Here is a 15728-nt window from a genome sequence, read left to right as displayed (position 1 = left end):
CGCCGTTCACCCGCTTTTTACAGGGCAGGAACCCCGGTGCAACCCTTCACCCCCTATGGCCGCCCTACCTCCCGAGGTGGTGCGACATGACCGGCTCCACCTGGTTGACCAGGCTCTACTCGGCCTGCGACGAGGTGCTGTGGGCGGTCAGGCTCAACCTGCTCTGGATCGTGTTCACCCTCGCGGGCGGCGTGATCCTGGGGCTCGGTCCCGCCACCGTCGCGGCGTACACCCTGGCACGGCGGCACGCTGAGAATGAATCGATTCACAGCTGGCGCGAGTTCCTCGCCATCTACCGGCGGGAGTTCGTCAGAGGCTCGCTGCTCGTGCTGCCACCAGCGGCGCTGGGCACCGTCCTCGCGGGCAACTACCTGTACTTCTCCTCTCTCGGCCCGGCGGGCGCCGGCCCGAAGGCGGCGACCCTCGTGGCGCTGCTCGTGCTGGTCGTCATCACCGCCCACCTGCTGCCCCTGTACGTCCGCTACGACCTGAGGCTGCCCGCCTACCTGGTCAAGGCGTCGCTGTTCGCGCTGGCCCATCCCGCCTCCACGATCCTGCTGCTGTTCGTCTTCGTGGTGGTGGCCTACGCGGGAGCGGCGCTGCCGATCCTGGCCCTCGCCGTCGGCGCCGGAGCGTGGATCCAGCTGAACACGTGGCTCTGCCTGCGCTTCTTCGCGGAGAACGAAGCGCGTCTGCATCCGAAAGGAAACTGATGAGCACCTCCCCCCGCCGCCTCATGGCCGGTGTGTTAGCGCTAACAGCCACTCTCGTCGCCGCCGCCTGCTCGGGCGGAGCGGGGAGCGAGGGCAAGGCCGACAGCAGCACGCTGACCATGATGGTCCCGCTGTTCGGCACCGCTCCCAACCCCTCGGGTGAGATCCAGCAGGCCGTCGAGAAGCTGACCGGCAAGAAGCTCCAGATCACCTGGGTGCCGAACGCCGACTACTCCGACAAGACCAACGTCACGCTGGCCTCGGACAAGATCCCCGACGTCATGGTCCTCCAGGACAACAAGGGGCCCTCGTTCGTCAAGGCCGCCGAGGCCGGGGCGTTCTGGGACCTGACCGACAAGCTGGGCAAGTACCCGAACCTCAAGCCCAGGAACGAGCAGGCCAGGCTCAACTCCTCGACCAACGGCAAGAACTACGGCATCTACCGCGTCAGGCCACTGCTGCGCTCGGCGGTGCTGCTGCGCAAGGACTGGCTGGACAAGCTCGGCCTGGAGCTGCCCAAGACCACCGACGATCTCTACAACGTCGCCAAGGCCTTCACCGAGAAGGACCCCGACGGCAACGGCAAGAAGGACACCTACGGCCTCATCATCCCGAAGTGGCCGACCCCGATCTTCAACTCCTCCAACCCGTTCAACGCCATCGACGTCTGGTTCGGCGCGCCGAACGGCTACGCCATGCGCGACGGCAAGCTCGTCCCCGAGTTCGACACGCCCGAGTTCATGGAGGCCAACCGCTACCTCAAGAAGATGATCGACGAGGGCCTGGTCAACCGCGACTTCGCCACCCTCGACACCGCCAAGTGGAACGACCCGTTCGTCCAGGGCAAGGGCGGCATCATCATCGACGTCAACGTCCGGGCCACCCAGCTGTACGAGCTGCTCAAGGAGCAGGACCCGGACGGCTACGCCAAGAAGCTGGCGATGAGCGGCAACCTCTCCCGCCCCGACGGCAAGAAGTTCTCCCTGCCCTTCACCGGCTACAACGGCATCGTCGCGATCTCCAAGCAGAACATCAGGACCGAGGAACAGCTCGACGACGTGCTCAAGGCCCTCGACCGGCTGGCCTCCAAGGAGGGCGCGAGGCTCGTCAACAACGGCATCGAGGGGCGTAACTACAAGGTCGAGGACGGCTACGCCGTACGGATCAACGAGAACGACCCCGCGGTCAAGGCCATCAACAACGACGTCGACTACGCCTTCATCCAGCTGGGCACCACGTCGAGCGTCGGCGTGGCCGGCGACGCCTACGAGCGCAGGCCGGCGTCCGAGGCGGAGCAGGAGAACCTCAAGCTCCGCAAGGAACTGGAGGCGCTGGACCTGCAGACGGCGGTGCACGACCCGACGCTTCCCTACGTCTCGCCGACCCTGACGGCCAAGGGCGCGACCCTGCACCCGATCGTCAGCGACGCCCGGGTCAAGTACCTGGCGGGCGAGATCACCGAGGAGCAGCTCAAGGCAGAGATCAAGCGCTGGTACGACAGCGGCGGCACGCAGGTCGTCGCCGAGCTGGGCGCCCTGGTCGCCAAGGCCGGTAACTGATCCGCGAGGGGGCCCGGGCGCTGCCCCGGGCCCCCCATGTCACGAAAGGAGGCCGCTTTGGCCACCGACCTGGCGCCGCCTCCCGTGCAGGCGGTCCCGCGAAAGCCGAGGCGCGGGGACAAGGTGTCGACCGGCACCGCGCTGCTGCGCTACCGCTGGCTCTACCTCATGCTCCTGCCCGGCCTCGCCTACTTCGCGATCTTCAAGTATCTGCCGATGTACGGCCTGACCATCGCCTTCCAGGACTTCGTCCCGTTCCTCGGCTACTCCGGCAGCGAGTGGGTGGGCCTGGCCCACTTCGAGGACCTGTTCACCGGCCCCGACTTCGGCCGGCTGCTCGGCAACACGCTGATCCTCGCGCTCCTGATGATCGTCTTTGCCTTCCCCGCGCCGATCATCGTCGCCCTCATGCTGAACGAGCTGCGGTTCAACGTCCTCAAGCGCTCGATCCAGTCCCTGGTCTACATCCCCCACTTCCTGTCGTGGACGATCGTCGCATCGCTGACCTACCTGCTGTTCTCGGTGGACTTCGGCGTGATCGCGAACTGGATCCACGGCTTCGTCGGCGGCACCAAGGTCGACTACGTCGCCCAGGCCGAGTGGTTCCGGCCCATCATCGTCATGCAGACGCTGTGGAAGTCGACCGGCTGGGGCACGATCATCTACCTGGCCGCGCTGGCCGGGGTGAACCCCGACATGTACGAGGCCGCCCGCATGGACGGCGCCGGGCGCTGGCGGCAGTTCTGGCATGTCACGCTGCCCGCGATCCGCCCGACGATCGTCGTCATGGCCATCCTCACCTCGGGCAACCTGCTGGACGCCAGCTTCGAGCAGCTCTGGCTGATGACCAACTCGCTCAATCGCTCGACCGCCGACGTGTTCGACACCTTCGTCTACTACGTGGGCATCACGCAGGGCGGCTACAGCTACGCGACCGCCGTGGGCCTGTTCAAGGGCGTCGCCGGCGCCGTGCTGATCTTCGGCTGCAACTGGCTCGCCAAGCGCCTCGGTCAGCGTGGACTGTTCTAAAGGAGTTCGCATGTCAGCCAAGAAGTCGGTGGGTCAGCACGCCTCCGTCGGCAGCCGCGTCTTCGACGCGCTCAACATCGCGCTGCTCGTGGGCCTGGCCCTGGTCACGGTGCTGCCGTTGCTCTACGTCCTGGCCGGATCGTTCGCCACCGAGTCGGAGATCGCCTCGCGGCCGTTCTTCCTGTGGCCAGAGAAGTTCGTCACCAGCACCTACGAGTACATCTTCGCCACCGACACCTTCGTCAGGGCGCTGATCACCACGATCGTCGTGACGGCGGTGGGCGCGGCCGTGCAGGTCATGCTCACGCTCACGATGGCCTACCCGCTGGCCAAGCGTTACCTGCCAGGCCGCACGCTGGTGCTCAACCTGGTCATCTTCACCCTCGTCTTCAGCGGCGGCATGATCCCCACCTACCTGGTGGTGCGCGACCTCGGCCTGCTCAACAGCTACTGGGCGCTGATCCTGCCGCTGGCGATCAACCCGTTCTACCTGATCATCGTCAAGAGCTTCTTCCAGGAGCTCCCGCAGGCGCTGGAGGAGGCGGCGCGCATCGACGGCTGCAACGAGATGGGCGTCTTCTTCAAGATCGTGTTGCCGCTGTCGAAGCCCATCATCGCGACGTTCTCGCTGTTCTACGCGGTGGGCATCTGGAACGACTACATGTCGCCGCTGCTCTACATCGACGACAACAGCAAGTGGACGCTCCAGGTGATCGTCAGGCAACTCACCAGTGCCAACGCCGAGAACGCCCTGGCCTCGCTCGACTCCGTCTTCTTCCCCGTGGAGGGGTTGAAGTTCGCGGTCGTCGTCATCGCCACCCTGCCGATCCTGCTGTTCTACCCCTTCCTGCAGAAGCACTTCGCCAAGGGCGTGCTGATCGGGTCGGTGAAGGAGTAGTGGCGATCCTGCTGGCGGGCGACTCGACGGTGGCCTCCTGTCCTGCCTGGGAGGCGCCGATGTCGGGCTGGGGCGCGCAGCTCGGCCCCTTCGTCACCACGCCCGTGCGCAACTTCGCCAAGGGCGGCGCGACCACGGCGAGCCACCGGGCCGAGGGGCTGTGGGCGGCGCTACTGCGCGAGGCGGGCCCCGGCGACCTGGTCTTGATCCAGTTCGGCCACAACGACCAGAAGGATCCGGGGATCTCCTACCAGGAGAATCTGCGGGTCTTCGTCAAGGAGGTGCGCGCCACGGGCGCGACCCCGATCCTGTGCACGCCGGTGCAGCGGCGCAGGTTCGAGGGGAACGTCCTGGTCGCCACCCACGGCGACCTCCCTGACCAGGTGCGCGCGCTGGCCGAGTGGGAGGGCGTGCGGCTCATCGACCTGACGAAGGCCACCACCGAGCTCTACGAGCGGCTCGGGCCCGTGGGGTCCAGGTCCCTGTTCACCCATTTCGAGCCCGGCGAGCACCCGCTCTATCCCGGCGGGATCGCCGACGACACCCATTTCGCCTTCCGCGGCGCCGACGCCGTGGCCGCGATCGTGGCGAGGGAGCTGCCATGACGACACCGACGCCACTGCACTGGCTGGAAGGCCCTCGGCGGCAGGGCGTGACCTGGGGCGTCCCGTGGCCGCGCGGCGCCGTCCGCGCGGGCGAGCCCTTCGGCCTGGCCGACGGCACCCCCGTGCAGAGCTGGGTGACCGCGACCTGGCCCGACGGCTCGGTCAAGTGGTCGGCCCACGCGATCGGGCCGCAGGAGCCACCCGCGGACGCCTACGAGCTGGTGGCGGGAGGCGCGCCCGGCGCGCCCGAGCGGCCCGTCGTGGTGACCAGGGAGAGCGGCCTGCTGCGCGTCAGCACCGGCGCGCGCGTGTGGACGGTGGCCGAGGCGGGCGGCACCCTGATCAGGTCGATCTCGCTCGGCTCGCGCGAGCTGGTCCGCGACGTGCGCCTGGTCAGCCTGCGCCAGGACATCCCCGACGAGGACGGCTCACGCGTCCGCCGGCAGGCCACGGGCCACGTCCAGCGGGTCGTCGTGGAGCAGGACGGGCCGGTCCGCGCGGTGCTGCGGCTCGAGGGCCGCCACGGCGACTGGCTGCCGTTCACCGTCCGCCTGTACTTCTACGCGGGGGCCGACGACGTGCGGGTCGTCCACACCTTCGTCTGGGACGGCGACCCTGGCCGCGACTTCCTCGCGGGCCTCGGGCTGCGGGCCGACGTGGTCATGCGCGACGACCCGCACGACCGCCACGTGCGCCTGGCGGGGGAGGGCGGCTTCCTCACCGAGGCCGTGCGCGGGCTCACCGGCCTGCGCCGCGACCCCGGCCACGCCGTACGGCGGGCGCAGGTCGAGGGCCGTCCCTGCGGCCCGATCGGCAACCCCGAGGTGGCCGAGCGGCTGCACCTGATCCCCGCGTGGAACGACTACACCCTCGACCAGACCAGCGCCGACGGCTTCACCCTGCGCAAGCGCACCGCCCCCGGCCACGCCTGGGTGACGATCCCCTCGGGCACGCGCGCGCAGGGCTACGGCTACGTCGGCGGCGCCACCGGCGGCGGCCTGGGCTTCGGCCTGCGCGACTTCTGGCGGCTGCACCCGGCCCGCCTCGACGTCAGGGGCGCCGCCACCGAGCTGGCCACCGCGACGGTGTGGCTGTGGTCGCCGTCCGCGCCCCCGATGGACCTGCGCTTCTACCACGACGGACTGGGTCAGGACGGCTTCGCCGAGCAGCTGGAGGGCCTGGAGATCACCTACGAGGACTACGAGCCGGGCTTCGGCGACGCCCGCGGCGTCGCCCGCACCCACGAGCTCACGCTCAGGGCCTACGCGGCGACGCCCCGCGCCGAGGAACTGGCCGAGCACGCCGCCGCGCTGAACTCGCCGGGACTGCTGCGCGCCGCCCCCGAACGGATCCTCCAGGCGGGCGTCTTCGGCGACTGGGGTCTGCCCGACCGGTCGACCCCCGCCCACGCCGAGATCGAGGACCGCCTGGACTTCCTGTTCGAGCACTACGTCCGCGAGCGCGAGCAGCGCAGGTGGTACGGGTTCTGGGACTACGGCGACGTCATGCACACCTACGACGCCGACCGGCACACCTGGCGCTACGACGTCGGCGGCTACGCGTGGGACAACTCCGAGCTCTCGCCCGACCTGTGGCTGTGGTACCAGTACCTGCGCACGGGCCGCGCCGACGTCTTCCGCTTCGCCGAGGCCATGACCCGCCACACGGGCGAGGTTGACGTCTACCACCTCGGCAGGTGGAAGGGCCTGGGCACCAGGCACAACGTGCAGCACTGGGGCTGCTCCTGCAAGCAGCTGCGCGTCTCCAACGCCGCCTACCGCCGCTTCCTCTACTACCTGACCGCCGACGAGCGCACCGGCGACCTGCTCGACGAGCTGTCCGCGCCCGAGGAGACCTTCGTCGCGATCGACCCGCTGCGCAAGGTGCGTGACGACGGCTACGCCCCTGACCCCTCGGCGCTGTCGGTCGGGCTCGGGGCGGACTGGGGTGCGCTGGCCGCCGCGTGGCTGACCAGGTGGGAGCGGCACGGCGACGAGCGGGCCAGGGCCCTCCTGCTGGGCACGATGGCCGACATCGGCGCGCTGCCGCACGGCTTCCTGCACGGGCAGGCCCTGCTCGACCTGGGCACGGGCCGGTTCGACGGCTCCTGGAGGGCACCTGTCGGGATCTCGCACCTGTCGGCGGTCTTCGGCCTGCCCGAGATCTGCGCGGAGCTGATCGCCCTCGACCTGGACGTCCCTGGCTTCGAGCGGGCCTGGCTCGACTACTGCAGGCTCTATCTCGCCCCCGCGGCCGTGCAGGAGGCCGAGCTCGGCCACGCGTTGCGCGGCGTCTCACTGGTGCAGGCGCACAGCCGCCTGACCGCCTACGCCGCGGCCCGCACCGGCGACGCGGAACTGGCCGCGTGGGCCTGGCGCAGGTTCATGATCGACGAGGACGACCAGCTCAACTCCAACGCCCTGCAACGCCAGGAGGACTGGAGCGTCACGCTCGCCGGAGGGCCGGGAGTGCTCGCCCCCGTGCTGGAGGCGCCGTTCGTCTCCACCAACGACGCCGCCCAGTACGGCCTGGCCGCCATCCAGAACCTGGCCCTGATCGGCGGGCGGCTGAGACCAGGGGAAGCACAGGCGCCGCCCGCCCGTTAAGCAGAGGAGGAGGCGTGCCCCCTGCCCGTACACTGATCCCCATGCACACTCCCGACTGACCGGCCCCCACGCCGCCATGACCGTCATCCCTATCCCGGGAGTGTCCTTTCCAACATGATCATCGCCAGTGACATCGAGCTGCGCGCGGGCTCGCGCCTGCTCATCGAGAACGCGTCGTTCCGGGTCAACCCCGGAGACAAGATCGGCCTGGTGGGCCGCAACGGCGCGGGCAAGACCACCCTCACCAAGGTCCTCGCAGGGGAGGGCATGCCCGCCGCCGGGTCGGTCACCACCTCGGGCAGCGTCGGCTACCTCCCTCAGGACCCCCGCCAGGGCGACCTGCAGGTGCTGGCGCGCGATCGCATCCTGTCGGCCCGCGGCCTCGACGAGGTGCTGCGCAAGCTGCGCGCGGCCGAGGTCGGCATGACCAGCGACGACCCGAAGGTGCGCGACAAGGCGGTCAAGCGCTACGGCAGGCTCGAGGACCAGATGCACGTGCTCGGCGGCTACGCGGCCGAGTCCGAGGCGGCCTCGATCGCCTCCAGCCTCGGCCTGCCCGACCGCGTGCTCAAGCAGCCGCTGGAAACGCTGTCCGGTGGTCAGCGCAGAAGGGTGGAATTGGCGCGAATTCTCTTCAGCGGGGCAGAAACTCTCCTTCTGGACGAGCCGACAAACCACCTAGATGCCGACTCAATTGGGTGGCTTCGTGATTTTTTGCGATCGCATCAAGGTGGCTTGGTGATCATCAGCCACGATGTTGGCCTTCTTGAAGCGACGGTCAACAAGGTCCTTCATCTCGACGCCAACCGCAGTGTGATCGACATCTACAACGTCGGCTGGAAGGCGTATCTCGCCCAGCGCGAGACCGACGAGAAGCGCCGCAAGCGCGAGCGGGCCAACGCCGAGAAGCAGGCGGGAGCCCTGCTGGCGCAGGCCGACAAGATGCGGGCCAAGGCCACCAAGGCCAAGGCCGCCCAGGACATGATGCGCCGCGCCAACCGGCTGCTGTCCGGCACCGAGGAGGTGCGCAAGGGCGACAAGGTCGCCAAGCTGCGCTTCCCCGAGCCGCTGCCCTGCGGGAAGACGCCGCTCATGGCCGAGGAGCTGTCGAAGTCCTACGGCTCGCTTGAGATCTTCACCGACGTCAGCATGGCCGTCGACAGGGGGAGCAGGGTCGTCATCCTCGGCCTGAACGGCGCGGGCAAGACCACGCTGCTGCGCCTGCTCGCAGGCGTGGAGCAGCCCGACACCGGCCAGCTCAGGCCAGGTCACGGCCTCAAGGTCGGCTACTACGCGCAGGAGCACGAGACCCTCGACGCCGAGCGCACGCTGCTCGAGAACATGCAGTCGGCGGGAGGCACCTTCACCGACACAGAGCTGCGCAAGGTGCTCGGCTCGTTCCTGTTCACCGGCGACGACGTCGACAAGCCCGCCGGCGTGCTGTCAGGTGGCGAGAAGACCCGGCTGGCGCTGGCCATTCTGGTGCTGTCGAGCGCCAACGTCCTGCTTCTCGACGAGCCCACGAACAACCTTGATCCGGTCAGTAGAGAGCAGGTACTTTCGGCGCTAAGGTCCTATTCTGGGGCGATCGTGCTGGTTACGCACGACGAGGGTGCTGTTGAGGCGCTGCAACCCGATAGGGTGATCTTGCTACCTGACGGAACTGAAGACGCTTGGAGCGCTGAATTTTCCGATCTTGTGGCACTTGCCTGATCTTAATTTGAGCGGGTAGGGATCTTTTCCCCTGGAGTAGGTAGCCGATCCCGCTGAAATGACTGATCATGGCGGAGTAACGCTGCGGAAGTCTGGCACTACAGGAGGTACTCGTGGCCGAGACTCTGAAGAAAGGCACCCGGGTGACCGGGGCCGACCGTGAGAAACTGGCCGGCGATCTCAAGAAGCGCTACGCCGCGGGTGAGAGCATCCGCGCCCTGGCCGCTTCTACCGGCCGGTCGTACGGGTTCATCCACCGCATCCTGAGCGAGTCCGGCGTGACTCTGCGCGGGCGCGGCGGGGCCACCCGAGGCAAGTCCAAGCGCTGAGGCCGCCTCGGAAACGCGCGACCGCAGCCGCTCGTCTCCCAGTCAGCGTGCCGTCGCGCCCGGGCCCTACTAGAACCTCGTTCTAGGGAATCGGTAGGCTCGGGCGCGACGGACCAGCGACGGCGGGAGTGAGTGATGGCGGAAGCGACGCTTGGGGGGAGTGCGGAGCGTGTCTCCTTCGAGGAGGCAGGGCTGCGCTACGAGGTGGACGGTGAGATCGCGACGATCACGCTGGATCGGCCGGAGAAGCGGAACGCCCAGACGTTCGCTACCTGGTCGGCTCTGGCTCGGATCGGTGACGACCTGCCTGAGCAGGTTCGTATCGTCGTGGTCCAAGGTGAGGGACCGTCTTTCTCAGCAGGGATCGACCTGCGGATGTTCACACCCGAGGGGGTGCCGGGACAGGGCTCGTTCAGCTCGGTGGCACAACTCGACAACACGTCGTTCGAGCAGCGGATCGAACAGGCCCAGCAGGGATTTCTGTGGTTGCGCCGTCCGGAGATCGTCTCCATCGCCGCGGTTCAGGGGCACGCCATCGGCGCCGGGTTCCAGCTGGCGCTCGCCTGTGACCTGCGGATCGTGGCCGACGACGTCAAGTTCTGCATGAAGGAACCCGCGCTCGGGCTCGTGCCAGACCTGACAGGGACCAAGCCCCTGGTCGATCTGGTGGGCACGGCCAAGGCGATCGACATCTGCCTGACGGCTAGGTTCGTCGACGCGGAGGAGGCGTTCAGGATCGGGCTGGCCGAACGCGTCGTCAGCAGGGAAGAACTGGCCCAGGCCGTCGGCGACAAGGCGGCTGAGTTGCTGTCGACCGATCGCGACGCGGCGACGGCGACCAAGCGGCTGCTCCAGGGCGCGAGGGGGCGCACCCTGGAGGAGCAGGCGGCGGCCGAGAGGGTGGCGCAGGCCGCCAGGATCAAGGCTCTGTTCGCGGTGAGCTGACGCGGGAATCAACGACGGCTCACCTGACGCTGTGAGTGCCGATGGCGATGATGGGCGGGGGCTTCGGGCCCCAGATGATGCGGTCGCTGCGACGTGACGATTCGGTCATGGAGCAGCGGCTGCGACCCGGCACGGTCAGGCGCATCGCGAGCTACGCCAAGCCCTTCGGCCGGCAGATCACCGCGTTCCTGCTGCTGGTGGTCGCGGGCGCGGTGATCGTGGTCGCCAACCCGCTGCTGATGAAGGCGATCATCGACGAGGGCATCCTGCCCAGGCGGGAGGGCGTGGTCGTCGGGCTGGCCGTGGCCATCGCCGTCCTGGCCGTCCTCGACGCGGGTCTCACGCTGGCGCAGCGTTGGTTCTCCGCGCGCATCGGCGAGGGGCTCATCTACAACCTGCGCACCGAGGTCTTCGACCACGTCCAGCGCATGCCGGTGGCCTTCTTCATGCGCGCGCAGACCGGCGCGCTGGTCTCCAGGCTCAACACCGACGTCATCGGCGCGCAGCGGGCGCTGACCAGCACCCTGTCGTCGGTCGTCTCCAACGTCATCAGCCTGGTGCTGGTGCTCGGCGCCATGCTGGTGCTGTCGTGGCAGGTCACGCTGGCCGCCCTGGTCCTGCTGCCGGTCTTCGTCCTGCCCGCCAAGTGGGTGGGCAGGCGCATGTCCGTGCTCACGCGCGAGCAGATGCAGCTCGACGCCGAGATGAGCTCGGTGATGACCGAGCGCTTCAACGTGGCCGGCGCGATGGTCGCCAAGCTGTACGGCAGGCCCGAGGAGGAGGCGGACAACTTCGGCGGCAGGGCCGCCAGGGTCCGCGACGTCGGCGTCATCGTCGGCATGTACGGCACCGTGTTCAGGGTGGCGCTCGGCCTGGTCGCCGCGCTGGCCACCGCCCTGGTCTACGGCATCGGCGGCGTCCTGGCCGTCGACGGGGTCTTCGAGCTGGGCACGCTGGTGGCGCTGGCCGCGCTGCTGATGCGCCTCTACGGCCCGCTCACCTCGCTGTCGAACGTGCACGTCGACGTGATGACCGCGCTGGTCAGCTTCGACCGCGTCTTCGAGGTGCTCGACCTCGAGCCCATGGTCGCCGAGAAGCCCGGCGCCAGGCCGGTCCCGCCGGGCCCCGTGACGATCGAGTTCGACGACGTCCGCTTCCGCTACCCGGCGGCCGAGGAGGTCTCGCTGGCCTCGCTGGAGTCGGTGGCCAGGCAGGACACCGGCCCCTCGCACCCCGTGCTCAAGGGCGTCACCTTCACCGCCGGGCCGGGCCGGCTCATCGCGCTGGTCGGCCCGTCAGGGGCGGGCAAGACCACGATCACCTCGCTGGTCTCCCGTCTCTACGACGTCGACGAGGGCGCGGTGCGCCTCAACGGGCTCGACGTGCGCGACGCCACGCTGAGCTCCATCCGCGACACCGTGGGCGTGGTCATGCAGGACGCCCACCTCTACCACGACACCATCGGCGCCAACCTCCGCTACGCCAGGCCGGCGGCCACCGACGAGGAGATCTGGGACGCGCTGCGCGCGGCGCAGATCGCCGACCTGGTCGAGGCGCTGCCCGAGCAGCTGGAGACCGTCGTCGGCGACCGCGGCTACCGCCTGTCGGGCGGGGAGAAGCAGCGGCTCGCGCTGGCCAGGCTGCTGCTGAAGGCGCCGAGCGTGGTCGTGCTCGACGAGGCCACCGCGCACCTCGACTCGGAGTCGGAGGCGGCCGTCCAGCAGGCGCTGAAGACGGCGCTGGCGGGGCGCACCTCACTGGTCATCGCGCACCGGCTCTCGACGATCAGGGAGGCCGACGAGATCCTCGTCGTCCAGGACGGCAAGGTCGCCGAGCGCGGCCGTCACGAGGACCTGCTGGCCCGCGGCGGCCTCTACGCCGAGCTCTACCGCACGCAGTTCGCGCACCAGTGAGTCACTGGTAGCCCAGCCTGGTGAGCTCCTCGCGGGCCACCTTCTCCACCAGCTCCCTGTCGGCCGCGCGCAGGCGGGTACGCCAGGCGCCGACCTCGGGGACGCGCGTGCCGTACATCGCGACCTTGGAGACGCGGGTCTCCAGGAAGGCCGACAGCGACGCGAGGGCGTCGCCGGTGGAGCGCACGAGGTCCTCGTAGCGCAGCGTGAGCAGTTGGTCGGCGGGCAGGTCGCGGCGCAGGGTCGCGCTCAGCCGCACCGCGCTTCGCCAGCGCAGCGCGCACTTGCCCGCCGTGGGCATGCTCTTCCACCTGTCGCGGTGCTCGTCGCGGTTGACGCCGAGGAAGGCGTTGGGGAACTCGGTGTCGTCGGTCAGCATCGCCGGCTTGAACCAGGCCAGGCACGCGGGGTCGTTGACCATGTCGGCGGTCACGTCGCGGCCGTCGCGGATCAACTGCACGAAGCGCGCGTCGGGGAAGGCCCGCAGCAGCACCTCGGCGCTGTAGAGCAGGTCGGGGCTGGCGTCGCCGAAGCGGGTGACCGCGCCGGTGGAGACGCAGGGGCCGCTGCCGGTCACGCCGCCCGCCTCCCTGCAGGGCAGCGAGCAGTGGCCGCACGATCCGGGCAGCACCTGCCACGACTCGGCCAGGGAGTCGCGCATCACCCGCACCGCGCCGGAACTCCGCCCGATGGAGGGACGGCGGGCGAAGGCGTGGACCACGTGCGCGACCGACTGGCGGCCCATGGTCAGGTGGAAGCCGGGGGAGCGTTTGAGGGCACGCGCGAGCAGGTCCGCGCCGGAGTGCGGGGCACCGAGAAGGAACACCGGCCTGCGGACCTTGATGCCGTTGACCACGAGAATGTGGGGCGGAGGTCGCATACGAGATGACAGTGTGACACCGTTTGCGAGGTGAACGAACCGGCCCCACCAACATCTGTCACTGTGCTCACAGGAGCGGGCATCAGCACCGATTCCGGAATACCTGACTTCAGAGGCCCGCAGGGCGTCTGGACCAAGGATCCCGCGGCCCAGGCCCTGGTCAGCATCGACAGCTACCTGGCCGACCCGGAGGTACGGCGCAGGTCGTGGCAGGCCCGCAGAGACCATCCCGCCTGGAGCGCCGAGCCCAACGCGGGGCACCGCGCGCTGGTGTTGCTGGAACGCTCCGGGCTGCTGCGCTCGCTCATCACCCAGAACATCGACGGCCTGCACCAGAAGGCCGGCTCCACCCGCGTGATCGAGCTGCACGGCACCCTGTTCGAGGTGGAGTGCCTGTCGTGCGGGCTGATCACGCCCATGCGGGAGGTGCTCGACCGGCGCGAGCCCGATCCGCCCTGCCTGCGCTGCGGCGGCATCCAGAAGGCCAACACCATCTCCTTCGGCCAGTCGCTCAGGGAGGAGGTGTTGCGCGCGGCGGTCGACGCGGCGCGCGGGTGCGACCTCTTCCTGGCCGTGGGCACCACGCTCACCGTGCAGCCGGCGGCAGGACTGTGCGGCGAGGCGCTGGACGCGGGCGCCGCGCTCGTCATCATGAACGCCCAGCCCACCCCCTATGACGCGTACGCCGACCTGGTGATCGACCGGCCGATCGGCGAGGCACTGCCGGCCCTGGTGCGGGAGCTGATCGATGCGCGCGGGTGACACGGTCGCGATCGTCTCGCCCTCGGGGCCCGCGAACGCGACCCTGCTCGCCAGGGGCGTGCGGCTGCTGGAGGGACTCAGGCTGAAGGTGGTGCTCGGCGAGCACGTCCTCGACCGTCAGGGCTTCCTCGCGGGCTCCGACGCCGACCGCGCGGCCGACCTGCAGGCCGCCTGGTGCGACCCGGCCGTCTCGGCCGTCTTCTGCTCCAGAGGCGGGTACGGCGCGGCCCGGCTGCTCGACCTGCTCGACTGGGAGGCGATGCGGGCGGCGGGCCCCAAACTGCTGCTGGGCTCCAGCGACGTCACCGCCCTGCACCAGGTGTTCGGCGCCCGGCTCGGCCTGCCCACGCTGCACGGCCCGATGCCCGCGTGCGACGCCCTCGCCGACCCGGTCACCTGGGACAACCTCCAGGCCGCCCTGTTCGGCCAGGCGCCGCCCGTCCCGGGCGACACGGTGCTGAGAGAGGGAAGGGCCGAGGGGGTGCTGGCAGGGGGCAACCTGTCGCTGCTCGCCTCGCTGTGCGGCACCAGGCACCAGCCGTCCTTCGCCGGCCGGCTGGTCCTTCTCGAGGACATCGCCGAGCATCCGTACCGGATCGACCGGATGCTGACCCAGTTGCTGCAGTCGGGCGCCTTCGACGGCGTGCGCGGCGTCGCGCTCGGCTCATGGGTAGATTGCGGCGATGCGCTCCCGGTGCTCGCCGAACGCCTGCTGCCGCTGGACGTGCCGGTCATCGCGGGGTTGCCGGTGGGACACGACACGCCACAGTGGTCTGTGTGGCTTGGCGCGCTTGGTGTTATCGATACCGAATCGTGCTCCCTGTCTGGTCGGCTTGGCGGCCAGGAGCAGGCAATGTAGAGAGACGCAGAGGGAGAAAACCGACGATTTGCGGAGGGCGTGACGCGTGAAGTTCTTCAGGCGTGACCGGGAGCCCTCCCGGAGATCCGTCGAGGACGTCGACCTGGACTCACTCCTGTCGCTGGTGGCCGACTCGCTCGGCTACACCTGCGTTTTCGCCCCCGACGGCAGCGCGCTGACGTTGGGCGGAGGCAGGGAGATCCGGGTGCGCCTGGCGGGTCTGCGCAGGGAGGCGGGCCGCCGTTCCCGAGAGGACTGGCCCGTCCTGGTCTCCGAACACCTCGCCAACGCCGTCGCGGCGGCCGACGACCTGCTCGACGTGTGCGATCTCGACCAGGTGAAGCCGCTGCTGCGCACCAGGGTGGAGTCGGTCGACGCGGTGGAGGACCTCACCAGGGTGGTCGGGCGCTCGCTCAACGGCGACCTGGTGGAACTGCTCACGGTCGGCGCCCGCCTCATCAGGCCCGAGGAGGCCGGCTGCTGGCCCATCCCCTCGGGGCAGGCCCTCGATCTGGCGCTGGCCAACGTGCGCGAGGACGAGCGGCTCACCGTCTCGCACCTCGACCTGTCGGGACTGCGGGCCGTGCGGCTGTCGGGCCGTACCGTGGCGGCCGGCGCGCACCTGCGCTGGCTCTCGCAGTACGTCCGCGTGCCGGAGGACGGCATGCTGGTCATCCTGCCCGACCCGGCGACGCTGGTGGTCTACCCCGTCGACGGCATCGGGGTGGTGCGCGCCATCGAGCGCCTGCGCGTGCACGCCGAGCGCGCCGCGGGCCTCAGCCAGCAGGTCTACTGGTGGCACGAGGGCAGGCTGACCCTGATCAGAGCCGACATCGTGCTGCAGGACGGCCAGGCCAGGCTCGTCGTGGCCCCGCCGCCCGAGTTCGCGAGGGTCCTGGCCCGGCTGGCCGCCTAGC

General features: G+C 69.5%; 14 protein-coding genes. 13 read left to right on the top strand and 1 reads right to left on the bottom strand.

Annotated features, from left to right (window positions below; all coding sequences use genetic code 11):
* Positions 1–86 precede the first annotated feature (86 nt).
* The 10 genes from H4W81_RS17465 (at position 87) to H4W81_RS17420 (ending at position 12310) form a co-directional block, all read left to right on the top strand.
* Complete coding sequence (locus tag H4W81_RS17465; protein ID WP_192775791.1) at positions 87–713, top strand: YesL family protein; 627 nt, start codon at positions 87–89, stop codon at positions 711–713.
* A complete protein-coding gene (locus H4W81_RS17460; protein WP_192775790.1) occupies positions 713–2272 on the top strand; it encodes an extracellular solute-binding protein in 1560 nt (519 codons plus the stop codon). Before H4W81_RS17465 ends, H4W81_RS17460 begins: the two co-directional genes overlap by 1 nt.
* A 57-nt stretch (positions 2273–2329) precedes the next feature.
* A complete protein-coding gene (locus tag H4W81_RS17455; RefSeq protein ID WP_225958671.1) occupies positions 2330–3301 on the top strand; it encodes an ABC transporter permease in 972 nt (323 codons plus the stop codon).
* Positions 3302–3311: 10 nt separating this feature from the next.
* Positions 3312–4199, top strand: coding sequence for a carbohydrate ABC transporter permease (locus tag H4W81_RS17450; protein WP_192775788.1), 888 nt, complete (start codon positions 3312–3314; stop codon positions 4197–4199).
* Positions 4199–4804 (top strand): rhamnogalacturonan acetylesterase, encoded by a 606-nt coding sequence (locus H4W81_RS17445; RefSeq protein ID WP_192775787.1) that lies wholly within the window; start codon positions 4199–4201, stop codon positions 4802–4804. Before H4W81_RS17450 ends, H4W81_RS17445 begins: the two co-directional genes overlap by 1 nt.
* Positions 4801–7410 carry an exo-rhamnogalacturonan lyase family protein gene (locus H4W81_RS17440; protein ID WP_192775786.1) on the top strand — a complete coding sequence of 870 codons (2610 nt, stop codon included), beginning with the start codon at positions 4801–4803 and terminating at the stop codon, positions 7408–7410. Before H4W81_RS17445 ends, H4W81_RS17440 begins: the two co-directional genes overlap by 4 nt.
* Before the next feature lie 114 nt (positions 7411–7524).
* Complete coding sequence (locus H4W81_RS17435) at positions 7525–9123, top strand: ABC-F family ATP-binding cassette domain-containing protein (protein WP_192775785.1); 1599 nt, start codon at positions 7525–7527, stop codon at positions 9121–9123.
* Positions 9124–9236: 113 nt separating this feature from the next.
* Positions 9237–9452 (top strand): helix-turn-helix domain-containing protein, encoded by a 216-nt coding sequence (locus H4W81_RS17430; RefSeq protein WP_020547488.1) that lies wholly within the window; start codon positions 9237–9239, stop codon positions 9450–9452.
* 135 nt (positions 9453–9587) lie between these two features.
* Positions 9588–10397 (top strand): enoyl-CoA hydratase/isomerase family protein, encoded by an 810-nt coding sequence (locus H4W81_RS17425; RefSeq protein ID WP_192775784.1) that lies wholly within the window; start codon positions 9588–9590, stop codon positions 10395–10397.
* 41 nt (positions 10398–10438) lie between these two features.
* On the top strand, positions 10439–12310 hold the full coding sequence (locus tag H4W81_RS17420; protein WP_192775783.1) for an ABC transporter ATP-binding protein: 1872 nt from the start codon (positions 10439–10441) through the stop codon (positions 12308–12310).
* Between the two features lies 1 nt (position 12311).
* Here the strand turns inward: H4W81_RS17420 and H4W81_RS17415 are convergent, their stop codons facing one another.
* On the bottom strand, positions 12312–13190 hold the full coding sequence (locus tag H4W81_RS17415) for a sulfotransferase family protein (protein WP_192775782.1): 879 nt from the start codon (positions 13188–13190) through the stop codon (positions 12312–12314).
* A gap of 30 nt (positions 13191–13220) precedes the next feature.
* Between H4W81_RS17415 and H4W81_RS17410 the strand changes: the two genes are divergently transcribed.
* From H4W81_RS17410 to H4W81_RS17400, 3 genes are read left to right on the top strand one after another with little or no spacing between them, the layout of a single operon-like run.
* On the top strand, positions 13221–13952 hold the full coding sequence (locus H4W81_RS17410; protein ID WP_192775781.1) for an SIR2 family NAD-dependent protein deacylase: 732 nt from the start codon (positions 13221–13223) through the stop codon (positions 13950–13952).
* Positions 13939–14811, top strand: coding sequence for a S66 peptidase family protein (locus tag H4W81_RS17405; RefSeq protein WP_192775780.1), 873 nt, complete (start codon positions 13939–13941; stop codon positions 14809–14811). The genes H4W81_RS17410 and H4W81_RS17405 overlap by 14 nt, the downstream gene beginning before the upstream one ends.
* Positions 14812–14857: 46 nt before the next feature.
* Positions 14858–15727 carry a hypothetical protein gene (locus H4W81_RS17400; protein ID WP_192775779.1) on the top strand — a complete coding sequence of 290 codons (870 nt, stop codon included), beginning with the start codon at positions 14858–14860 and terminating at the stop codon, positions 15725–15727.
* Position 15728 lies beyond the last annotated feature (1 nt).

This window comes from Nonomuraea africana, assembly GCF_014873535.1.
In the GTDB taxonomy this organism is placed as follows: Bacteria; Actinomycetota; Actinomycetes; order Streptosporangiales; family Streptosporangiaceae; genus Nonomuraea; species Nonomuraea africana.
This window is presented reverse-complemented; position numbering and strand designations above follow the sequence as displayed.